General features: G+C 64.3%; 20 protein-coding genes. 7 read left to right on the plus strand and 13 right to left on the minus strand.

Going from position 1 to position 20,534, the window contains the following annotated elements:
• Positions 1 to 23: 23 nt before the first annotated feature.
• From AB688_RS02165 to glyQ, 4 genes are all read right to left on the minus strand, one after another.
• Entirely contained in the window at positions 24 to 794 is a 771-nt protein-coding gene (locus tag AB688_RS02165; protein ID WP_063541930.1) for a lysophospholipid acyltransferase family protein, read from the minus strand.
• A gap of 61 nt (positions 795 to 855) precedes the next feature.
• On the minus strand, positions 856 to 1,383 hold the full coding sequence (gene gmhB / locus AB688_RS02170) for a D-glycero-beta-D-manno-heptose 1,7-bisphosphate 7-phosphatase (RefSeq protein ID WP_063541932.1): 528 nt from the start codon (positions 1,381 to 1,383) through the stop codon (positions 856 to 858).
• A gap of 3 nt (positions 1,384 to 1,386) precedes the next feature.
• Positions 1,387 to 3,441 (minus strand): glycine--tRNA ligase subunit beta, encoded by a 2,055-nt coding sequence (gene glyS, locus AB688_RS02175; protein ID WP_063541934.1) that lies wholly within the window; start codon positions 3,439 to 3,441, stop codon positions 1,387 to 1,389.
• Positions 3,438 to 4,385: a glycine--tRNA ligase subunit alpha gene (glyQ, locus tag AB688_RS02180; RefSeq protein WP_025337182.1), complete on the minus strand. Its 948-nt coding sequence runs from the start codon at positions 4,383 to 4,385 to the stop codon at positions 3,438 to 3,440. The genes glyS and glyQ overlap by 4 nt, the downstream gene beginning before the upstream one ends.
• A gap of 84 nt (positions 4,386 to 4,469) precedes the next feature.
• Here glyQ and AB688_RS02185 point away from each other — a divergent pair, with 84 nt between their 5' ends.
• Positions 4,470 to 5,021: a DNA-3-methyladenine glycosylase I gene (locus AB688_RS02185; RefSeq protein WP_054893031.1), complete on the plus strand. Its 552-nt coding sequence runs from the start codon at positions 4,470 to 4,472 to the stop codon at positions 5,019 to 5,021.
• Positions 5,022 to 5,062: 41 nt separating this feature from the next.
• The gene (locus AB688_RS02190) at positions 5,063 to 5,950 is read left to right on the plus strand and encodes a lysophospholipid acyltransferase (RefSeq protein ID WP_054893032.1); all 888 of its coding nucleotides are present in this window, start codon (positions 5,063 to 5,065) and stop codon (positions 5,948 to 5,950) included.
• Between the two features lie 177 nt (positions 5,951 to 6,127).
• Here AB688_RS02190 and AB688_RS02195 read toward each other — a convergent pair whose 3' ends face one another.
• Genes AB688_RS02195 through def form a run of 5 tightly spaced genes read right to left on the minus strand, consistent with a single transcriptional unit; the run spans position 6,128 to position 10,651 of the window.
• Positions 6,128 to 6,436: a tetratricopeptide repeat protein gene (locus AB688_RS02195; protein WP_063541936.1), complete on the minus strand. Its 309-nt coding sequence runs from the start codon at positions 6,434 to 6,436 to the stop codon at positions 6,128 to 6,130.
• Positions 6,437 to 6,447: 11 nt separating this feature from the next.
• The gene (trkA, locus tag AB688_RS02200; RefSeq protein ID WP_054893034.1) at positions 6,448 to 7,821 is read right to left on the minus strand and encodes a Trk system potassium transporter TrkA; all 1,374 of its coding nucleotides are present in this window, start codon (positions 7,819 to 7,821) and stop codon (positions 6,448 to 6,450) included.
• A gap of 23 nt (positions 7,822 to 7,844) precedes the next feature.
• Entirely contained in the window at positions 7,845 to 9,155 is a 1,311-nt protein-coding gene (gene rsmB / locus AB688_RS02205; RefSeq protein WP_063541938.1) for a 16S rRNA (cytosine(967)-C(5))-methyltransferase RsmB, read from the minus strand.
• Positions 9,152 to 10,084, minus strand: a complete 933-nt coding sequence (fmt, locus tag AB688_RS02210) for a methionyl-tRNA formyltransferase (protein ID WP_063541940.1) — start codon at positions 10,082 to 10,084, stop codon at positions 9,152 to 9,154. The genes rsmB and fmt overlap by 4 nt, the downstream gene beginning before the upstream one ends.
• Positions 10,085 to 10,144: 60 nt before the next feature.
• A complete protein-coding gene (gene def, locus AB688_RS02215) occupies positions 10,145 to 10,651 on the minus strand; it encodes a peptide deformylase (protein WP_054893037.1) in 507 nt (168 codons plus the stop codon).
• Positions 10,652 to 10,859: 208 nt separating this feature from the next.
• Here def and dprA point away from each other — a divergent pair, with 208 nt between their 5' ends.
• The 3 genes from dprA to AB688_RS02230 all read left to right on the plus strand — a co-directional run bounded on the left by dprA (position 10,860) and on the right by AB688_RS02230 (position 13,325).
• A complete protein-coding gene (gene dprA, locus AB688_RS02220; protein ID WP_063541942.1) occupies positions 10,860 to 11,957 on the plus strand; it encodes a DNA-processing protein DprA in 1,098 nt (365 codons plus the stop codon).
• Between the two features lie 37 nt (positions 11,958 to 11,994).
• Positions 11,995 to 12,552: an L-threonylcarbamoyladenylate synthase gene (locus AB688_RS02225; RefSeq protein ID WP_063541944.1), complete on the plus strand. Its 558-nt coding sequence runs from the start codon at positions 11,995 to 11,997 to the stop codon at positions 12,550 to 12,552.
• Between the two features lie 473 nt (positions 12,553 to 13,025).
• Positions 13,026 to 13,325, plus strand: coding sequence for a DUF6124 family protein (locus tag AB688_RS02230; protein WP_063541946.1), 300 nt, complete (start codon positions 13,026 to 13,028; stop codon positions 13,323 to 13,325).
• A 151-nt stretch (positions 13,326 to 13,476) separates the two neighbouring features.
• On the opposite strand, the gene AB688_RS02235 is transcribed toward AB688_RS02230, so the two are convergent.
• Positions 13,477 to 14,454, minus strand: a complete 978-nt coding sequence (locus AB688_RS02235; RefSeq protein WP_063541948.1) for an NADPH:quinone reductase — start codon at positions 14,452 to 14,454, stop codon at positions 13,477 to 13,479.
• Between the two features lie 133 nt (positions 14,455 to 14,587).
• On the opposite strand from AB688_RS02235, the gene hemF reads away from it, so the two are divergent.
• Both hemF and aroE read left to right on the plus strand, forming a co-directional pair.
• Complete coding sequence (hemF, locus tag AB688_RS02240; RefSeq protein WP_054893403.1) at positions 14,588 to 15,499, plus strand: oxygen-dependent coproporphyrinogen oxidase; 912 nt, start codon at positions 14,588 to 14,590, stop codon at positions 15,497 to 15,499.
• 25 nt (positions 15,500 to 15,524) lie between these two features.
• On the plus strand, positions 15,525 to 16,349 hold the full coding sequence (gene aroE, locus AB688_RS02245) for a shikimate dehydrogenase (protein ID WP_063541950.1): 825 nt from the start codon (positions 15,525 to 15,527) through the stop codon (positions 16,347 to 16,349).
• A 3-nt stretch (positions 16,350 to 16,352) separates the two neighbouring features.
• Here aroE and AB688_RS02250 read toward each other — a convergent pair whose 3' ends face one another.
• From AB688_RS02250 to betC, 3 genes are all read right to left on the minus strand, one after another.
• On the minus strand, positions 16,353 to 17,918 hold the full coding sequence (locus tag AB688_RS02250; RefSeq protein WP_063541952.1) for a SulP family inorganic anion transporter: 1,566 nt from the start codon (positions 17,916 to 17,918) through the stop codon (positions 16,353 to 16,355).
• 68 nt (positions 17,919 to 17,986) lie between these two features.
• Positions 17,987 to 18,916 carry a choline ABC transporter substrate-binding protein gene (gene choX / locus AB688_RS02255; RefSeq protein ID WP_054893400.1) on the minus strand — a complete coding sequence of 310 codons (930 nt, stop codon included), beginning with the start codon at positions 18,914 to 18,916 and terminating at the stop codon, positions 17,987 to 17,989.
• A gap of 14 nt (positions 18,917 to 18,930) precedes the next feature.
• Positions 18,931 to 20,448, minus strand: a complete 1,518-nt coding sequence (betC, locus tag AB688_RS02260) for a choline-sulfatase (RefSeq protein WP_063541954.1) — start codon at positions 20,446 to 20,448, stop codon at positions 18,931 to 18,933.
• Positions 20,449 to 20,534: the final 86 nt, after the last annotated feature.

Consider the following 20,534-nt stretch of genomic DNA (forward strand, 5'->3'; position numbering starts at 1 on the left):
GCTAACACCTTATCCACAGATCGTCAGGCGATTGGCTCGGTGACGTTTTCTTCTGCTGGTGGCAAAGATCCCATGGCCCGCTGCGTCGCTTCGTTCCACGCCTGAGCGCGATCGTTGAGTTCGGCGATGGCACGTGGCCCGGTGCCGTTGGCATACATCGGCTCGCCAATCACCACCTCGATGGTGCCCGAACGCTTGCCCCAGCCAGCCTTAGGCCAGAACTTGCCAGCGTTGTGCGCGATCGGCAGCACCGGCAGGCCGGCGTTCACCGCCAGGGCGGTACCGCCGCGGGAGAACTTGCCGACCTGACCATAGGGCACGCGGGTACCCTCGGGGAAAATCAGCACCCAGACGCCCTGCTTGAGCAGTTCGTCGCCCTTGCTCGCCACGTGGCGCAGGGCTTCCTTGGGGTTGTTGCGGTCGATGGCAATCGGCCGCAGCATCGCCATTGCCCAGCCGAAGAACGGCACGTACAACAGCTCACGCTTGAGCACCTGGCTCAGTGGCGAGAAGTACGCCGAGAGGAAGAAAGTCTCCCAGGTGCTCTGGTGGTTGGACAGGATCACGCAGGGCTCTTTGGGCACGTTCTCGGCGCCGGTGATCTTGTAGTCAATGCCCAGGATGGTGCGGCTCAGGAACACCGCGCAGCGGCACCAGTACACGTTGATGAATTTGTAGCGCTTGGGAAATGGCAGGAAAGGCGCGACAAAGAAGCTCAGTGAGCACCACAGCAGCGAACTGGTGCCCAACAGCAGGTAAAAAAGAAAGATTCTGATCGCCTGCAGGATCGACATAGTGGCATGTACCGTTGCGGGGCGCGCCCGCCTGAGGAAGTGCGCCAAACAGGCGCACTCTTTAAATAAGTTCTCTGGCGATGGCTGCCAGATCGTCGAAAATCAAGGTTTTTTCAGGGATGCCCGTTTTAAGGGTCTTCTCCCCCTTACCGGTTTTCACCAGCACGGGTTGTGCTCCGACGGCCAGGGCGGCCTCCAGGTCACCTGTGCTGTCGCCGACGAACCATACACCGCGCAGGTCGACTTGGTAATACTCGGCGATTGCCTGCAGCATACCGGGCTTGGGCTTGCGGCACTCGCAGCCTTCGTCCGGGCCATGCGGGCAATAGACGATATGCCCGACCTCGCCACCCTGCTCGGCGACCAGCTCGCGCAGACGCGCGTGCATGGCTTCGAGCGTGGACAGGGGGTAGTAGCCGCGGGCAATGCCGGACTGGTTGGTGGCCACGGCCACCGTCCAGCCCGCCTTGCTCAACTGCGCAATGGCCTCGATCGAGCCGGGAATGGGGATCCACTCTTCCAGCGACTTGATGTAGGCGTCGGAGTCGTGATTGATCACTCCGTCTCGATCGAGAATCAGCAGTTTCAAGGCTTACCCCAGCAGCGAGATGTCGGCCACGCCCAGGAACAGACCGCGCAGGCGGCTGAGCAGGGCATAACGGTTGGCGCGTACCTTGGCGTCTTCGGCGTTCACCATGACTGCCTCGAAGAAGGCGTCGACCGGATCGCGCAGGGCTGCCAGGCGTGCCAGCGATTCGCTGTATTGGCGTGCGGCAGCCATTGGCTGCACGGCCTGGTCGGCCTGCTGGATCGCCGAGTACAGGGAGAACTCGTTGGCATTGTCGAAGTACTTCGGCTCGACCTGGTCGGCGATGGCGCCTTCGGCCTTGCTCAGCAGGTTCGAAACACGCTTGTTCACCGCCGCCAGGGCCTCGGCTTCCGGCAGCTTGCGGAAGGCCTGCACGGCCTGCACGCGCTGATCGAAGTCCAGGGCCGAAGCCGGCTTCAGGGCACGTACCGACAGGTAGGTGGCCACATCGACGCCTTCGTCTTCATAGCGTGCACGCAGGCGATCGAAGATGAACTCCAGCACCTGGTCAGCCAGGCCTGCAGCCTTGACCTTGGCGCCGTACTGCTTGACCGCGAACTCGACCGCAGAGGTCAGGTCCAGGTCCAGCTGCTTCTCGATCAGGATGCGCAGCACGCCGAGGGCGGCGCGGCGCAGTGCGTACGGGTCCTTGCTACCGGTCGGCAGCATGCCGATGCCGAAGATGCCGACCAGGGTGTCGAGCTTGTCGGCGATGGCCACGGCGGCGCCGGTGAGGGTTTCCGGCAACTCAGCGCCAGCACCGCGCGGCATGTACTGCTCGTTCAGTGCCAGGGCGACGTCTTGTGGCTCGCCATCGTTGACGGCGTAGTAGTAGCCAGCGATGCCCTGCATTTCAGGGAATTCGCCGACCATTTCGGTGGCCAGGTCGCATTTGGACAGCAGGCCGGCGCGGCCGGCGTTGGCTGCACTGCCGCCGATGAACGGGGCAATGTAGGCGGCCAGCCTGGAGACACGCTCGGCCTTGTCGAACACCGTACCCAGCTGGGCCTGGAACACCACGTTCTTCAGGCGTTCGTTGAAGGTTTCCAGAGGCTGCTTCTTGTCTTGCTTGAAGAAGAACTCGGCGTCGGTCAGGCGCGGACGCACGACCTTCTCGTTACCCTCGACGATCTGCTTCGGATCGAGGCTCTCGACGTTGGCCACGGTGATGAAGCGCGGCAGCAACTTGCCTTCGCTGTCGAGCAGGCAGAAGTACTTCTGGTTGTCCTGCATGGTGGTGATCAGGGCTTCCTGCGGCACTTCCAGGAAGCGCTCCTCGAACGAGCACACCAGCGGCACCGGCCATTCGACCAGCGCGGTCACTTCATCCAGCAGCGCCGGCGGCACGATGGCGCTGCCTTCCTGCTGCAGGGCCAGCTCTGCGGTGCGCTTGGCGATCAGCTCGCGGCGCTCGGCGAAGTCGGCCAGTACATGGGCCTTGCGCAGGTCTTCGACATAGTTGGCCGGGGTGGTGATCAGCACGTTTTCCGGGTGGTGGAAGCGGTGGCCGCGCGATTCGCGGCCGGCTTTCTGCGAGAGGATGGTGCAGTCGACGACCTGGTCGCCCAGCAACATCACCAGCCACTGGGTGGGGCGCACGAACTCTTCACGGCTCGCGGCCCAGCGCATGCGCTTGGGGATCGGCAGGTCGTTGAGCGAGTCCTCGACGATGGTTGGCAGCAGGCTGATGGTGGCCTTGCCCGGAATGTGCTGTGAGAAGCGCAGCTTGGCGCCGCTCTGGTCGATGTCCGACAGCTCCACGCCACACTTCTTGGCGAAGCCCAGTGCAGCCTGGGTCGGGTTGCCATCGGCGTCGAAGGCAGCCTGGCGGGGCGGGCCGTCGATGTTGATGCTGCGATCAGGCTGTTGCACGTCCAGTTGGCGGATCAGCACGGCCAGGCGACGCGGCGCGGCATAGACCGACTTGCCGGTGTAGTTCAGGCCAGCGGCCTGCAGGCCTTTCTCGATGCCGGCCAGGAATGCATCGCCCAGCGAGGCCAGGGCTTTGGGGGGCAGCTCTTCGGTGCCCAGTTCAACCAGGAAATCTTGCGCACTCATTGTGCAGCCTCCAGCTTGGCCAGTACTTCATCACGCAGTTCGGGGGTGGCCATCGGGAAGCCCAGGCGTGCGCGGGCTTGCAGATAGCTTTGCGCCACGTCGCGGGCCAGGGTGCGCACGCGCAGGATGTAGCGCTGGCGCTCGGTCACCGAGATGGCGCGGCGGGCGTCGAGCAGGTTGAAGGTGTGCGAAGCCTTCAGGACCATTTCGTAGGTCGGCAGCGGCAGGTCCAGCTTGATCAGGCGGTTGGCTTCGCTTTCGTAGAAGTCGAACAGCTCGAACAGTTTCTCGACGTTGGCGTGCTCGAAGTTGTAGGTCGACTGCTCCACTTCGTTCTGGTGGAACACATCGCCATAGGTGACCTTGCCGAACGGGCCGTCGGCCCAGACCAGGTCATACACCGAATCGACACCCTGGATATACATGGCCAGACGCTCCAGGCCATAGGTGATCTCGCCGGTGACCGGGTAGCACTCGATACCGCCAACCTGCTGGAAGTAGGTGAACTGGGTCACTTCCATCCCGTTCAGCCAGATTTCCCAACCCAGGCCCCAGGCACCCAGGGTCGGCGATTCCCAGTTGTCTTCGACGAAGCGGATGTCGTGGACCAGCGGGTCCAGGCCGATTGCTTTCAGCGAGCCCAGGTACAGCTCCTGGAAGTTGGCCGGGTTCGGCTTGAGCACCACCTGGAACTGGTAGTAGTGCTGCAGGCGGTTGGGGTTTTCGCCATACCGTCCGTCGGCAGGGCGACGGCTAGGCTGCACGTAGGCAGCGTTCCAGGTCTCCGGGCCGACGGCGCGCAGGAAGGTGGCGGTGTGGAAAGTGCCGGCGCCTACTTCCATATCGTAGGGCTGAAGTACCACACAACCTTGCTCGGCCCAGTAGTTCTGCAGGGCGAGGATCAGGTCTTGGAAGGTACGCACGGCTGGCGTAGGCTGGCTCACGAAATTCACCTGTATCTGGGGATGCGGATGTAAAGAGCGGGAGTATAACCCGATTCGCCTCGCCCTCTACGTAATTGGAGCCTTATGCCACGCTGCTTTTGGTGTACCGACGATCCCTTGTATCAGGCCTACCATGACCAGGAATGGGGAACCCCACAGCGCGACCCGGCGTTGCTCTTCGAGATGCTTTTGCTCGAAGGGTTCCAGGCGGGCCTTTCGTGGATCACCGTGCTGAAGAAACGCGAGCGCTATCGCCAGGTGCTGCAAGGCTTCGACCCGGTGCAACTGGCCGAGATGAGCGACGAGCGCATAGAAGAGCTGATGCTCGATCCCGGCATCATCCGCAACCGCCTCAAGCTCAATGCCGTGCGCCGCAACGCGCGCGCCTGGCTGGCGCTGGAAAACCCCGGCGAGTGGCTGTGGTCGTTCGTCGGCGGCGAGCCGAAGATCAACCATTACCAGGGGCGCGCCGATATCCCGGCGATCACCGACGAAGCCAAGGCGATGAGCAAGGCCCTGCAGAAAAAGGGCTTCACCTTTGTCGGTCCGACCATTTGCTACGCCTTCATGCAGGCGACCGGCATGGTCATGGACCACACCACCGATTGCGATCGCTACGCCGCGCTGGTGCGTTGAGGCGTTACAATGCGCGCCTTGCAGAAATAAGGAATTGGCCTGTGGAAAAGTTCAAGGGCGCCCTGATGGTCGGGGTGCTGCGCCTGTTCGCCAAACTGCCCTGGGGCGCGGTGCAGCGCGTCGGTGCCGGTATCGGCTGGCTGATGTGGAAAATCCCCAACGGGTCGCGCAACGTGGTGCGGATCAACCTCGCCAAGTGCTTCCCCGAGATGAACCCTGCCGAGCGTGAGCAGTTGGTGGGGCGTGCGTTGAAGGATATCGGCAAGTCTTTCGTCGAAAGCGCCTGGGCCTGGATCCGCCCGCCTCAGCAGTCGCTGGAGCTGGTCAAGGAAGTGCACGGCCTGGAAGTGCTCGAGCAAGCCCTGGCCACTGGCAAAGGGGTGGTCGGCATCACCAGCCACCTGGGCAACTGGGAGGTGCTCAACCACTTCTATTGCAACCAGTGCAAGCCGATCATCTTCTACCGTCCGCCCAAGCTGAAGGCCGTGGATGACCTGCTGCGCGAGCAGCGCGTGCAGATGGGCAACCGCGTGGCGCCTTCGACCAAGGAAGGCATTCTCAGCGTGATCAAGGAAGTGCGTCGCGGCGGGCAGGTGGGCATTCCTGCCGACCCTGAGCCGGCCGAGTCGGCGGGAGTGTTCGTGCCCTTCCTCGGCACCCAGGCGCTGACCAGCAAGTTCGTGCCCAACATGCTCGCTGGCGGCAAGGCGGTGGGTGTGTTCCTGCATGCCCTGCGTCTGCCGGATGGCTCCGGCTTCAAGGTGTTCCTTGAGGCGGCGCCCGAAGAGATGTACAGCGCGGATGTGGCTGTGGCTGCGGCGGCCATGAGCCGTGTGGTCGAGCGCTATGTGCGCGAGTACCCGAGCCAGTACATGTGGAGCATGAAGCGCTTCAAGAAGCGCCCGGCCGGCGAGCCGCGCTGGTACTGAGTTATCCACACTCTGTAGGAGCGGGCTTGTCCCGCGATCGGGCGCGAAGCGGCCGCAACCTCGGCAACCGAGATTTTCCTGATAGATCTCGGCGTCTGGTTTTACGGCCGCTTCGCGCCCGATCGCGGGACAAGTCGCAGCGGCGAACCGCCGCTCCTACAAGGACCGCGGCGTCTGTCAGGCCTTGTTGAGTTTCTTCAGGAACACGGTCATCTCTTTCTCGGCCTGCTTGTCGCCATGCGTCTGCGCCGCGACGATCCCCTCTTCCCAGGCCTTACGCGCCGCAGCGATGTCGCCTTCAAGCTGATACGCCTTGCCCAGCAGCTTCCACGCTGCCGAGTATTTCGGATCCTGCTGCACACAACTGGCCAGGTGCACCGCGGCTTCGGCGCCCTTGCCTTCATCCAGCCAGGCCTTGCCCAGGCCGAACCTCAGCAGCGGGTTATCCACACCCTTGGCCAGCATCTTTTCCAGCGAATCGCGCATGCCGTCTTCTCCTAGAAGAAACTCAAGCCGACGTGGAACAGCTTCTCCACATCGCGAATGTGCTTTTTATCCACAACGAACAGGATCACATGGTCACCCGCCTCGATCACCGTGTCGTCGTGGGCAATCAGCACCCCCTCGTCGCGGATGATCGCGCCGATGGTGGTGCCAGGTGGCAAGGCGATGTCTTCGATGGCCTTGCCGATCACCTTGCTCGATTTCGAATCGCCATGGGCGACTGCCTCGATGGCTTCCGCTGCACCGCGCCGCAGCGAGTGCACGCTGACGATATCGCCACGGCGCACATGGGCCAGCAGCGTGCCGATGGTCGCCAGCTGCGGGCTGATGGCGATGTCGATATCGCCGCCCTGCACCAGGTCGACGTAGGCCGGGTTGTTGATCAGCGTCATCACCTTGCGTGCGCCCAGGCGCTTGGCCAGCAGCGACGACATGATGTTGGCCTCGTCGTCGTTGGTCAGGGCCAGGAAGATATCGGCTTCGGCGATGTTTTCTTCGAGCATCAGGTCTTTGTCCGATGCGCTGCCCTGCAGCACCACGGTGCTTTCGAGGTTGTCCGAAAGATGCCGGCAGCGTGCCGGGCTCATCTCGATGATCTTCACCTGGTAGCGGCTTTCGATGGCTTCGGCCAGACGCTCGCCGATCTGCCCGCCGCCGGCGATGACCACCCGCTTGTTGGTCTCGTCGATACGCCGCAGCTCGCCCATCACCGCACGGATATCCTTCTTCGCGGCGATGAAGAACACTTCGTCGTCAGCCTCGATCACTGTGTCGCCATGGGGCTTGATCGGCCGGTCGCGGCGGAAGATCGCGGCCACGCGGGTATCGACATTGGGCATGTGCGCGCGGATCTGGCGCAGTTGCTGACCCACCAGCGGGCCGCCGTAGTAGGCCTTGACCGCCACCAATTGGGCTTTGCCCTCGGCGAAGTCGATCACCTGCAGGGCGCCGGGGTGTTCGATCAGGCGCTTGATGTAGTTGGTCACCACCTGCTCGGGGCTGATCAGCACGTCCACCGGAATGTGGTCGTTGTCGAACAGCTCCTCGCGGCTGAGGTAGGACGACTCGCGCACCCGGGCGATCTTGGTCGGGGTGTGGAACAGCGAATAGGCCACCTGGCAGGCGACCATGTTGGTCTCGTCGCTGTTGGTCACTGCCACCAGCATGTCGGCATCATCGGCGCCGGCCTGGCGCAGTACCGTGGGCAGCGAGGCGCGGCCCTGCACGGTGCGGATGTCGAGGCGGTCGCCCAGGTCACGCAAGCGCTCGCCATCGGTGTCGACCACCGTGATGTCGTTGGCTTCGCTCGCCAGGTGTTCGGCCAGCGTACCGCCTACCTGGCCTGCGCCGAGGATGATGATCTTCATCCGCTACTCCCTACCTTTCGTTCTTATCCGCGCGAGGCGGCGATCTTGATCAGCTTGGCATAGTAGAAGCCGTCATGGCCGCCTTCCTGGGCCAGTAGCTGGCGGCCGTGGGGCTGGCGCAGACCGGCCTCGGTTGCCAGGTCGAGCTCACGGGCACCGGGGGTGCGGGCGAGGAAGGCGTCGATCACGTCGGTGTTCTCGGTCGGCAGGCTCGAGCAGGTGGCATAGAGCAGCATGCCGCCGACTTCGAGTGTCGGCCACAGCGCATCGAGCAGCTCACCCTGGAGTGCGGCCAGGGCCGGGATGTCCTCGGCCTGACGGGTCAGCTTGATGTCCGGGTGGCGGCGGATCACGCCGGTCGCCGAGCATGGGGCGTCGAGCAGGATGCGCTGGAACGGCTTGCCGTCCCACCAACTGGCGGTATCGCGAGCATCACAGGCGATCAGCTCGGCATCGAGCTTCAGCCGGTCGAGGTTCTCGCGCACCCGCGCCAGGCGCTTGGCCTCCAGGTCGATGGCGACCATCTGCGCCAGGCCCGGCTCGGCTTCGAGCAGATGGCAGGTCTTGCCGCCGGGGGCGCAGCAGGCATCGAGCACGCGTTGGCCGGGGGCCAGTTCCAGTAGGTCGGCCGACAGCTGTGCAGCTTCGTCCTGCACGCTGATCCAGCCGTCGGCGAAGCCCGGCAGGCTGCGCACGTCGCAGGCCTCGGCCAGCACGATGCCGTCACGGCTGAACGTGCAGGCGCTGGCGCCGATACCAGCCTCGGCCAGCAGCGCCAGATACGCATCACGGCTGTGATGACGGCGGTTGACCCGCAGGATCATCGGCGGGTGGGCGTTGTTGGCGGCGCAGATGGCTTCCCATTGCTCCGGCCAGAACGCCTTGAGCGACTTCTGCAGCCAGCGCGGGTGGGCGGTGCGGACCACCGGGTCGCGCTCCATGCCGGCGAGCAGTTCCTCGCCCTCGCGCTGGGCGCGGCGCAGCACGGCGTTGAGCAGGCCCTTGGCCCATGGCTTCTTGAGCTTGTCGGCGCAGCCGACGGTTTCGCCGATGGCGGCGTGGGCCGGAATGCGTGTGTAGAACAGCTGGTACAGGCCGACCAGCAGCAGCGCCTGCACATCGGCGTCGGCGGCTTTGAACGGCTTCTGCAGCAGTTGCGCGGCAAGCAGGTCCAGGCGCGGCTGCCAGCGGGCGGTGCCGAAGGCCAGGTCCTGAGTCAGGCCGCGGTCGCGCTCCTCGACCTTGTCCAGTTGCGCGGGCAGCGAGCTGTTCAGCGAGGCCTTGCCGCTGAGGACGGCGGCCAGGGCGCGGGCGGCGGCCAGGCGTGGGTTCATTGGCCGAGCACCTTGCCGCTTGCGAACTTCTCGCGGCGGCTGTTGAACAGGTCGCTGAAGGCCAGGGCCTTGCCACCGGGCAGTTGCAGGCGGGTCAGGCTCAGGGCGCCGTCAGCGCAGGCGACCACCAGGCCGTCCTTGCTGGCACTGAGGATCTCGCCTGGCTCACCTTTGCCTGTGGACAAGTTCGCGCCCAGCACCTTCACGGTTTCGCCGTCGAGGGTGCTGTGGCATACCGGCCACGGGTTGAAGGCGCGGATCAGGCGTTCCAGCTCCACGGCCGGGCGGCTCCAGTCCAGACGCGCCTCATCCTTGTTCAGCTTGTGTGCATAGGTGGCCAGGGCGTCGTCCTGCACCTCGCCCTGCAGGCTGCCGTCGGCAAGGCCGGCGATGGCTTGCACCACGGCGCCAGGGCCCAGCTGGGCGAGGCGGTCGTGCAGGCTGCCGCCGGTGTCGTCGGCGCTGATCGGTGTGGTGACCTTGAGCAGCATGGGGCCGGTGTCCAGGCCCGCTTCCATGCGCATCACGGTTACGCCGCTCTCGGCATCACCGGCCTCGACGGCGCGCTGGATCGGCGCCGCACCGCGCCAGCGTGGCAGCAGGGAGGCGTGGCTGTTGATGCAGCCAAGGCGCGGGATATCCAGCACCGCCTGCGGCAGGATCAGGCCGTAGGCGACCACCACCATCAGGTCCGGTTTCAGTGCGGCGAGTTCAGCCTGCGCGTCGGCATTGCGCAGGGTCTGTGGCTGGTACACCGGTATGTCATGGGCCAATGCCAGGGCTTTGACCGCGCTCGGCATAAGCTTCTGGCCCCGGCCGGCGGGACGGTCGGGCTGGGTGTAGACAGCCACGATTTCGTAAGGGCTGTCGAGCAGGGCCTTGAGGTGTTCGGCGGCAAACTCTGGGGTGCCTGCGAAGACGATGCGCATGGAGTTCTCGCTTCAAAAAAGAAAAAGGCTTGCCGGAGCAAGCCTTCTGGAAGGTGGGGATCAGGCTTGCTGGCGGTGCTGCTTTTCCAGCTTCTTCTTGATCCGGTCGCGTTTGAGCTGAGACAGGTAGTCGACGAACAGCTTGCCGTTGAGGTGATCGAACTCGTGCTGCACGCACACCGCCAGCAGGCCCTCGGCCTCGAGCTCGTAGGGCTTGCCGTCGCGATCCTGGGCCTTGACCCGCACGCGCAGCGGGCGGTCGACGTTCTCATAGAAGCCTGGCACCGACAGGCAGCCTTCCTGGTACTGCCCCATGTCGTGGGTCAGCTCTTCGACGCTGGGGTTGATGAACACTCGCGGTTCGCTGCGATCTTCGGAAAGATCCATCACCACGACCTGCTTGTGCACGTTGACCTGGGTCGCGGCCAGGCCGATGCCGGGCGCTTCGTACATGGTTTCAAACATGTCGTCGATCAGCTGCTGCAGGGCGTCGTCGAACTCCGTTACCGGTTTGGCGAGGGTGCGCAGGCGCGGGTCGGGGAATTCGAGGATGTTCAAGATGGCCATAGGGTCAGGCAGTCACTGTGCGTTTGGTTGAAAACTGAGCACACATAATAAAGGGAAATGGAGCGTTCGGCACCTGTGAAGCTTGGCTAGGGTCTCTATGGGCTTGATAGCTGCCGTTTTGATCGACAGCTTTTCAAAGTGTTATTCACAAAGTTATCCACAGGATGTGCCGCTTCATTGGCCTCCTGCCGATCAAGGACGATCCACCATGAACCCATCCCGCTCGTCGCCTTGCACTCCGGCGGAACTGGAGGCGCGGCTGCGTCTGCATCGCCTTCCCGATATTGGCTTGCGTCGTTTCCATACCCTCATCGAAGCATTCGGCAGCGCCTCTTCGGCACTCAGTGCCCCGGCCAGCGCGTGGCGTGCTCTAGGCCTGAAGGCTTCCAGTATAGACGCCCGGCGTAGTGCGCAAGTACGCGATGGCGCATTGGCTGCAATGGCCTGGCTAGAGCGTCCGGGCCAGTGTTTACTGATGTGGGACGGCCCTGGATACCCGGCATTGCTGGCCGAGATAGACGATCCGCCGCCTTTGCTTTTCGTGGCCGGCGACCCTGCCCTGCTCGAACGGCCGCAGTTGGCGATCGTGGGGAGCAGGCGTGCTTCACCCCCGGCGCTGGATACGGCCGGTGCGTTTTCCCGTTGCCTGGCTCACGCCGGGTTCACCATCACCAGCGGCTTGGCACTGGGTATCGACGGCGCCGCTCATCGGGCTGCGTTGAACGCTGGCGGCCACACGATCGGGGTGCTCGGCACAGGGTTGCAAAAACTTTATCCACAGCGCCATCGCGACTTGGCACGGGCCATGATCGACAGCGGCAGCGCGCTGGTTTCGGAGTACCCGCTGGACGCCGGACCACTGGCCGGTAACTTCCCGCGGCGCAACCGGATCATCAGCGGCCTGTCCCTCGGCGTGCTGGTCGTGGAGGCCAGCCTGGCCAGCGGCTCGTTGATCACCGCCCGGCTGGCTGCCGAACAGGGACGGGAGGTGTACGCGATTCCCGGCTCCATTCACCACCCGGGCGCCAAGGGCTGCCATCAACTGATTCGCGATGGTGCGCTGCTGGTGGAGAGTGTCGGGCAGATCCTCGACAGCCTGCGCGGTTGGCAGAACCTGCCTCCCGCGTCTGCGGAGAAACCGGGTCATCCACTGCTGGCGTTGCTGCATGCCGCTCCGCAGACCAGCGAGGGCCTGGCCCACAGCAGCGGGCTGCCATTGGCCCAGGTACTGGCCAGTCTGACCGAGCTCGAACTCGAAGGACGGGTCAGCAGCGAAGCCGGACGTTGGTTTGCCCGTTCCGCCTAAGTACACTGCGCATCAGGCTTAAAGCGGAGAGACAGCAATGGTGAGCAGTTGGCGTGTGCAACAAGCCGCGCGTGAGGTGAAGGCGGGTGCGGTGATCGCCTATCCAACGGAAGCGGTCTGGGGCCTGGGCTGCGACCCGTGGAACGAAGACGCGGTGTACCGCCTGTTGGCGCTCAAGTCACGCCCTGTGGATAAGGGCCTGATCCTGGTCGCCGACAACATCCGCCAGTTCGACTTCCTGTTCGAGGATTTCCCCGAAGACTGGATCGACCGCATGGGCAGCACCTGGCCGGGCCCGAACACCTGGCTGGTGCCGCACCAGGACCTGTTGCCCGAATGGGTGACCGGTCAGCACGATACGGTGGCGCTGCGGGTCAGCGATCATCCGCAGGTGCGTGAGCTGTGCGCGCTGGTCGGGCCGCTGATCTCCACCTCCGCCAACCCGGCCGGGCGGCCGGCGGCCAAGAGCCGGTTGCGGGTCGAGCAGTATTTCCACAACCAGCTGGACCTGGTGCTCGGCGGCGCGCTGGGCGGACGCAGGAATCCGAGTGTGATTCGCGATCTGGTCACGGGCGAAGTCGTGCGGCCGGGGTGATTGTTCGACACTTGTAGGAGCGGGCTTGCCCGCGAAAAGGCCACCGCGGTGCATGGCACCGGCTCTGCCGGTGTTCGCGGGACAAGCCCGCTCCCACAGGGGATTGGGCTGACCTTTAGATTTTGAGCAAGACAGTTGCTCCTACAAGGGAGAGAGGCACCGCTCATCAGGGTTTTCTGATTCTGATCCTCAAGACTGCACATTTCTGACTTAGGGAAATATCCTACGCAGCCTGTCGACCGCCATTACCTTCTCAGTGGGAACGTCTACCTCTAGGCTCCAGACCGTCGCCGAACAAACTTGGCGATCGGGTGTGGTAACCCGGTGTTTCTGGGGCAATGCCGCTTATGGCGGCTGTGCGCGGGAGGCTTTTGCCTGCCGGAAATGCCTCCAGTCCGGTTTACCACTCCGCGTACAGCTGCCACCCAACCGTGTGGCAACGAAAGGGTGTCAGCTCCATCACTGGAGCAATTATGAAGAAGCTAGTCCCCGATCCACCACTCCCCAAAACCACCGCCCACCCCTTCGGCCGCTGCGACGCCGGCCATCCCCCTCTCTTCACCGTCAACCCCGACATCGAACCCCACGACGCCTTGGTCCACGTCGCCCTCTACCTACGCTGTGCCTACGACACTGGCATCAAAGCCGTTGACCACCTGAGCGACGGCGGTCGGGGCATGTTCTGGTCGAGCCTGCATGCCATCGAGCTGGCAGAGGGCCTGGTCGAAGCGATGCTGGATGGGATCGAGTCTGCGGGTAGCCCCCAAGCCTGATGACTTGAGCAGAGCCCTCGGTGGGAGCGGGCTTGTCGGGGCGACGAACCGCGGTGTGCTTTTCGCGGGCAAGCCCGCTCCTACAGGAACCGCGCGGCACGCATGAACGGCGCTGAACCTGTAGGAGCGGGCTTGTCCCGCGATGGGGCCCTCAGGGCAACAGCACCGTCGACCCCACCGTCTGGCGCGCCGACAAGGCCTCCTGCGCTTTCGCCGCCTCGCTCAGCGGATAGCGCTGCTGGATATCCACCACCAGCTTGCCACTGGCAATCATCGCGAACAGGTCATCGGCCATGGCCTGGGTGTTCTCGGCGTTATTGGCGTAGCTGGCCAGGGTCGGTCGGGTCACGTACAGCGAGCCCTTCTGCGACAGAATTCCCAGATTCACGCCACTCACCGCGCCGGAGGCATTGCCGAAGCTCACCATCAAGCCACGCGGGCGCAGGCAGTCGAGCGAAGTCAGCCAGGTGTCGGCACCTACGCCGTCATACACCACCGCGCACTTCTTGCCTTCGGTCAGCTCCAGCACACGCTTGGCCACGTCTTCATGGCTGTAGTCGATGGTCGCCCAGGCCCCCAGCGCCTTGGCGCGTTCGGCTTTTTCGGGCGAGCTGACAGTGCCGATCAGCTTGGCGCCCAAGGCCTTGGCCCATTGGCAAGCCAGCGAGCCGACGCCACCTGCTGCGGCGTGGAACAGAATGAAGTCGCCGGGCTGCACCGCGTAGGTCTGCTTGAGCAGGTACTGGGTGGTCAGGCCCTTGAGCATCACGGCCGCAGCCTGCTCGAAGCTGATGCTGTCAGGCAGCTTCACCAGGTTCGCTTCCGGCAGGGTGTGGTATTCGCCATAGGCGCCCAGCGGCCCGCCGCCGTAGCCGACGCGGTCGCCGACCTTCAAGCGGGTGACGCCCTCGCCCACCGCATCGACCACACCCGCACCTTCGGTGCCCAGGCCTGAAGGCAGTGATGGCGGCGCGTAGAGCCCGCCACGGAAATAGGTATCGATGAAATTCAGACCGATCGCATGGTTGCGCACGCGCACCTGCTGCGGGCCGGGCGGTGTCGGTTCGAAGTCCACGAGCTGCAGGACTTCCGGGCCGCCATGCTGGCTGAACTGAATACGCTTGGCCATCACACACTCCTGTTGTCGTCATCGCAAAGGCCCTCTATCGGACGCCTTTGCTTGACTGCCGTCAACTGCGGCGCGGCGCTGGCCGGTGGTATGCTACGCGGCGAATTCCTCCCTGCCCCTCCCAGGTGACCCGATGACCAGCCGTACCGAGGCCGTGAAGGCCTATCTGCTCGACCTGCAAGACCGCATCTGCGCCGCCCTCGAAACCGAGGACGGCGGCGCCCGCTTCGTCGAGGACGCCTGGGTTCGTGATGCTGGCGGCGGTGGTCGCACCCGGGTGATCGGCGAGGGCAAGCTGATCGAGAAAGGCGGGGTCAACTTCTCCCACGTGTTCGGCGCAGGCCTGCCGCCGTCGGCCAGCGCGCACCGTCCGGAGCTGGCCGGGCGTGGCTTCGAGGCGCTGGGCGTGTCGCTGGTGATTCACCCGTACAACCCGCATGTGCCGACGTCCCACGCCAACGTGCGGTTCTTCATCGCCGAGAAAGAGGGCGAAGAGGCAGTGTGGTGGTTCGGTGGCGGCTTCGACCTGACCCCGTACTACGGCAACGAGGAAGACTGCATCCACTGGCACCGCGTCGCCGAACAGGCCTGTGCCCCCTTCGGCGCCGACGTGTACCCGCGCTACAAGGCCTGGTGCGACCGCTACTTCCACCTCAAGCACCGCGGCGAACCCCGTGGCATTGGCGGGCTGTTCTTCGATGACCTGAACGAGTGGGATTTCGATACCTGCTTCGCCTTCATCCGTGCCATCGGCGATGCCTACATCGAGGCGTACCTGCCGATCGTGCAGCGGCGCAAGAACACCCCCTACACCGCGCAGCAGCGTGAATTCCAGGAATATCGCCGTGGGCGCTATGTCGAGTTCAACCTGGTCTACGACCGCGGTACGCTGTTCGGCCTGCAATCCGGCGGACGTACCGAATCCATCCTCATGTCGTTGCCGCCGCAGGTTCGCTGGGGCTACGACTGGAAGGCCACCCCTGGCAGCGAGGAAGCGCGCCTGACCGAGTATTTCCTGCAGGATCGCGACTGGCTCGGCCAGTGAATCTGTGGATAACCGAGGATTTCCCATGGACCAGTACGTCGTTTTCGGTAACCCCATCGGCCACAGCAAGTCGCCGCTGATCCACCGCCTGTTCGCCGAGCAGACCGGCCAGGATCTGGAATACAGCACCCTGCTGGCGCCGCTGGACGAGTTCAGCGACTGCGCCCGCGGCTTCTTCAAGCAGGGCAGCGGCGCCAACGTGACCGTGCCGTTCAAGGAAGAGGCGTACCGCCTGTGCGACAGCCTCACGCCACGGGCGCAACGCGCGGGCGCGGTCAACACGCTGACCTTGTTGGCCGATGGCACGTTGCAGGGCGACAACACCGATGGCGCAGGCCTTGTGCGCGACCTGACGGTGAATGCCGGGGTCACGCTGGCGGGCAAGCGCATCCTGATTCTCGGCGCCGGTGGTGCGGTGCGTGGCGTGCTGGAGCCGATCCTGGCGCATAAGCCGCAATCGCTGGTGATCGCCAATCGTACGGTGGAAAAGGCCGAGCAGCTGGCGCGCGAGTTCGATGAACTCGGGCCGGTGGTCGCCAGCGGTTTTGCCTGGCTGCAGGAGCCGGTGGACGTGATCATCAACGCCACTTCGGCGAGCCTTTCGGGGGAGTTGCCGCCGATCGCCGAGAGTCTGGTCGAGGCCGGTCGCACCGTGTGCTACGACATGATGTATGGCAAGGAGCCGACGCCGTTCTGCCAGTGGGCGACGAAGCTTGGGGCGGCGAAAGTGCTGGATGGGCTGGGAATGCTCGCCGAGCAGGCGGCCGAGGCGTTTTACGTCTGGCGCGGGATTCGGCCTGACACCGGGCCGGTGCTGGATGAATTGCGGAGGCAGTTGGCGCGGGGGTAGAGATTACTCCTCGAACCTGATCGGACACCCGTCGATCCCCTCCAGCTTCTGCAACTCCTCCACCACCTGGGGCCTGGCCCGATGCAGGGTCAGGCTGCCGCCATTGCGCGCCAGCCGGCGCGCCTCGCGATGCAACATATCCACACCCGAATAGTCGATGAAGTTGATCTGCCGCGCGTCGATCACCACATGCGGCCCTTGGCAGCGCTGCAGGCGTACCTGCAGATAATGCGCGGCACCGAAGAAGATCGAGCCACCGACCCGCAGCACGTCCGCCTCCCCTTCACGGCTCTGCTGCACCCGTGGCCGCGAGGTGCGCTTGAGGTAGAAGAACAGCGACGCCAGCACTCCCGCGTAGATCGCCGTCTGCAACTCCAGTAACAGGGTTGCCGCCGCGGTCAGCGCCATCACCAGGAACTCCGAACGGCTGACGCGGAACAGCGCGCGAATCGCCTTGTGATCCACCAGTCCCCAACAAATCAGCAGGATGCTGCCGGCCATCGCCGGGATCGGCAGGTGAGCGATGAGCCCGGCACCGGCCACGGCGAACAGCGCCACCCACAGCGCCGAGAACACCCCGGCCATAGGGGAGCGGGCGCCCGCCTCGAAGCTCAGTCCGGAGCGGGTGAACGAACCAGACGACAGGTAACCCGAGAAAAACGCCCCGACCATGTTGGAAAAACCCTGGGCGCGAATCTCCTGGTCGGCGTCGATCAGTTGTTCGGAACGTGCTGACAACGAGCGGGCGATCGACAGGCTGGTGACCAGCCCGAGCATGCCCACCGCCACGGCGCTGGGCAGCAGGCGCAGGATCAGGTCCAGGTCGAGCAACGGCAGCGGGCTCAGGGGCGGCAGATGGCCGCTGAACGCGGGAACGCGGGGCACGTGAGCGAAGTATCCGGGCAGCAGCCACGCCACCAGGCTCACCAGTACCAGGCTTATCAACAGCGCCGGCCAGCGCGGGCGCAAGAGCTTGATGGCGATGCCGATCAGCAAGGTGGCCAGGCCCAGCCCCAGCGAGGGCACGTCCACTTCGCGGGCATGGGCGAACAGGTCCTGGGCCGTCTTGAGTGCCGTGGCCTGGCTGGGCAAGTCGATGCCCATCAGGTTCGGCAACTGGCCAAGGGCAATGACGATGGCGGCGCCCAGGGTGAAGCCGAGCACCACTGAATGGGAGACGAAGTTGACCAGCGTGCCGAAGCGCAGCAGCCCGAGCAGCAGCTGGAACACCCCGCCAAGAAAGGTCAGCAGCAGGACGAGGGTCACGTAGTCGCTGCTGCCGGCCACGGCCAGCGGGCTGATGCTGGCGTAGAGGACGATGGAGATGGCGGCGGTGGGACCGCAGATCAGGTGCCACGACGACCCCCACAGGCAGGCGATCAGTACCGGCACGATGGCCGCATACAGGCCGTACTCGGCGGGCAGGCCGGCAATCAACGCATAGGCGATGGACTGCGGCAGGGCGAGAATCGCGCCGCTCAGACCCACCAGTAGGTCCTGGCGCAGGCTGCGGCGCGATTGCCGGGGAAGCCAGGTCAGGAAGGGCAGCAGCTGGGTCAGGCGGGGCATGGGTTATTCACAGTCCTGAGTTTTGCCCCTTTCTGGAGCGGATTCATACCCACCGCGGCAGCGGGCAATCAGAGTTTGGCCTTGACGGCCTCCAGTGCATCACCGCCAGCCTTGCTGCTCACGCCGGCGAGCCACGCCTCCAGGACTTGTGGATGCGCCTTCACCCACGCTTTGGCTGCCTGGTCGAAACTGACCTTCTTGTCCACGACCTCGGCCATGATGGCGTTCTCCATATCCAGGGTAAATGCCAGGTTGCCCAGCAGTTTCGCGGCATTCGGGCAGGCCTGTGGATAACCGTTGCGCACCAGGGTGAACACCTCGCCCTTGCTGCCGAACCATTTCTCGCCACCGGTGAGGTAGTGCATCTTCAGCTTCACGTTCATCGGGTGCGGTGTCCAGCCGAGGAAGGTGATGAACTGGTTCTTCTTCACGGCGCGGTCGACCTGCGCCAGCATCGCCTGCTCGCTGGACTCGATCAGCTTCCACTGCCCGAGGTTGAACTCATTCTTGTCGATGATTTCCTTGAGCGACAGGTTGGCCGGCGCGCCGGAGCCGATGCCGTAGAGCTTCTTGTCGAACTGCTCGGCGTGTTTCTGCAGGTCGGCGAAGTCCTTGATACCGGCATTCCACACGTAGTCGGGCACTGCCAGGGTGAACTCGGTGCCTTCGAGGTTGCGCGACAATTGTTTCACGTCGCCGGTGGCGATGAACTTGTCATGAAAGCCCTGCTGCGCTGGCATCCAGTTGCCGAGGAAGGCGTCCACGCGGCCGTCTTTCAGGCCGCCGTAGATGATCGGTACAGCAAGGCTGTCGATCTTCACCTGGTAACCCAGGCTTTCGAGCAACAGGCGGGTGATGGCGTTGGTGGAGGCGATATCGCTCCAGCCGGGGTCAGCCAGTTTGACGGTGCTGCATTGCGTGTCGCTGTCGGCCGCTTGGGCGGTCAAGGTGCTCAGGCCCAGGGCCAGGGCGATCACGGCGGTGGAGAACTTCTGCATGGCGGCCTCTCTTCTCAATCCATGGGTGCGGGCTGTGGATAACGTGCCTTGCGCTCGAGGTCATCGAGATCGATATGGTTGCGCATGTACTGTTGGCTGGCGTCGACCAAGGGTTGGTGATCCCAGCTTTTCAGTTTGCCGATGGCCAGGGCCTCGGCCACCAGACGGCGGCGGCGTTGGCTGGCCAGCACCTGCTGGCGCAGGCTGGAAACGTCCCAGCGTTGCCTGGCTTCATCGACAAATGCCTGCAGCAAGCCCTGGTGATCCGGGCTGCCGGTGAGGTTCTCCCGCTCGTGCGGGTCGCGGCTCAGGTCGTAGAGTAGGCACGGGTCGTCTTCGCTGTACACGAACTTGTACGCGCCACGCCGAATCATCATCAGCGGCCCGACCGTACCCTCGGCCATGTATTCGCCAATCACCTCGTCGTGCCCGCCCTGCCCTTGCAGGTGGCCGAGCAGCGAGCGGCCGTCCAGGTGCAGGCTGTTATCCACAGCCCCGCCCGCCAGCTCGACCAGGGTCGGCAGCAGGTCACAGGTGGACACGCTGGCGCTGACCCGCGCCGCGGCGAAACGCTTGGGCGCATGCACCAGCAATGGCACCCGCGCCGACATCTCGAACCAGTGCATCTTGTACCAGAGCCCGCGCTCGCCAAGCATGTCGCCATGATCGCCGGAGAACACGATCAGCGTGTCGTCGGCCAGGCCGCAATCCTTGAGGGTCTGCAGCAGCCTGCCGATGTTGTCGTCGATGTAGCTGCAGGCGCCGAAGTAGGCGCGTCGCGCGTCGCGGATCTTGTCCACAGGCAGCGGCTTGTTCCACAGGTCGTAGACCTTTAGCAGGCGCTGCGAGTGAGGGTCTTGCTGATCCTGGGTGATTTCGTCGCGTGGCAGGGGGATATCCACAGACTCGTAGAGATCCCAGTAGCGCCGCGGGATGGTGTAGGGGTCGTGCGGGTGGGTCATCGAGACGGTCAGGCAGAACGGGCGACCGTCATCCTCGCGAACGTGGTCGTACAGGTACTGCTGCGCCTTGAACACCACTTCCTCGTCGAAATCCAGCTGGTTGGTGCGCACGCACGGCCCGGCCTGCAGCACCGAGGACATGTTGTGGTACCAGCTCGGGCGCACGTCGGGGGCGTCCCAGTTCACCGCCCAGCCGTAATCGGCGGGATAGATGTCGCTGGTCAGGCGCTCTTCATAGCCGTGCAACTGGTCAGGGCCGCAGAAGTGCATCTTGCCCGACAGCGCGGTGCGGTAGCCGAGGCGGCGCAGGTAGTGGGCGTACGTGGGGATGTCGGCGGGAAAGTCGGCGGCGTTGTCGTAGGCGCCGATACGGCTGGGCAACTGGCCGCTGACCAGGGTGAAGCGCGACGGCGCGCACAGCGGGCTGTTGCAGTAGGCAGAGTCGAAGACCACTGCCTGTTCGGCGAGGCGGGCGAGGTTGGGCATCCTGATCGGCGAGGGGTTGTAGATCGGCAGCATGGGCGCGGCCATCTGGTCGGCCATGATGAACAGGATATTGGGTTGCTTCATGAAGTGCCCTTCCATCGTCGAACGTTATGTGAATTGCTTGCGATCGAGGATGCGACTGTGGATAACATGGGTAAAGCCCATGGCGG

It is taken from the genome of Pseudomonas putida (genome assembly GCF_001636055.1).
In the GTDB taxonomy this organism is placed as follows: domain Bacteria; phylum Pseudomonadota; class Gammaproteobacteria; order Pseudomonadales; family Pseudomonadaceae; genus Aquipseudomonas; species Aquipseudomonas machongensis.

Coding starts and splice junctions, on each gene's coding strand:
- AB688_RS02165 (WP_063541930.1), bottom strand. CDS start 794: ATGTCGATCCTGCAGGCGATCAGAATCTTTCTTTTTTACCTGCTGTTG.
- glyS (WP_063541934.1), bottom strand. CDS start 3,441: ATGAGTGCGCAAGATTTCCTGGTTGAACTGGGCACCGAAGAGCTGCCC.
- AB688_RS02185 (WP_054893031.1), top strand. CDS start 4,470: ATGCCACGCTGCTTTTGGTGTACCGACGATCCCTTGTATCAGGCCTAC.
- AB688_RS02195 (WP_063541936.1), bottom strand. CDS start 6,436: ATGCGCGATTCGCTGGAAAAGATGCTGGCCAAGGGTGTGGATAACCCG.
- trkA (WP_054893034.1), bottom strand. CDS start 7,821: ATGAAGATCATCATCCTCGGCGCAGGCCAGGTAGGCGGTACGCTGGCC.
- rsmB (WP_063541938.1), bottom strand. CDS start 9,155: ATGAACCCACGCCTGGCCGCCGCCCGCGCCCTGGCCGCCGTCCTCAGC.
- fmt (WP_063541940.1), bottom strand. CDS start 10,084: ATGCGCATCGTCTTCGCAGGCACCCCAGAGTTTGCCGCCGAACACCTC.
- def (WP_054893037.1), bottom strand. CDS start 10,651: ATGGCCATCTTGAACATCCTCGAATTCCCCGACCCGCGCCTGCGCACC.
- dprA (WP_063541942.1), top strand. CDS start 10,860: ATGAACCCATCCCGCTCGTCGCCTTGCACTCCGGCGGAACTGGAGGCG.
- AB688_RS02225 (WP_063541944.1), top strand. CDS start 11,995: ATGGTGAGCAGTTGGCGTGTGCAACAAGCCGCGCGTGAGGTGAAGGCG.
- AB688_RS02230 (WP_063541946.1), top strand. CDS start 13,026: ATGAAGAAGCTAGTCCCCGATCCACCACTCCCCAAAACCACCGCCCAC.
- AB688_RS02235 (WP_063541948.1), bottom strand. CDS start 14,454: ATGGCCAAGCGTATTCAGTTCAGCCAGCATGGCGGCCCGGAAGTCCTG.
- hemF (WP_054893403.1), top strand. CDS start 14,588: ATGACCAGCCGTACCGAGGCCGTGAAGGCCTATCTGCTCGACCTGCAA.
- aroE (WP_063541950.1), top strand. CDS start 15,525: ATGGACCAGTACGTCGTTTTCGGTAACCCCATCGGCCACAGCAAGTCG.
- AB688_RS02250 (WP_063541952.1), bottom strand. CDS start 17,918: ATGCCCCGCCTGACCCAGCTGCTGCCCTTCCTGACCTGGCTTCCCCGG.
- choX (WP_054893400.1), bottom strand. CDS start 18,916: ATGCAGAAGTTCTCCACCGCCGTGATCGCCCTGGCCCTGGGCCTGAGC.
- betC (WP_063541954.1), bottom strand. CDS start 20,448: ATGAAGCAACCCAATATCCTGTTCATCATGGCCGACCAGATGGCCGCG.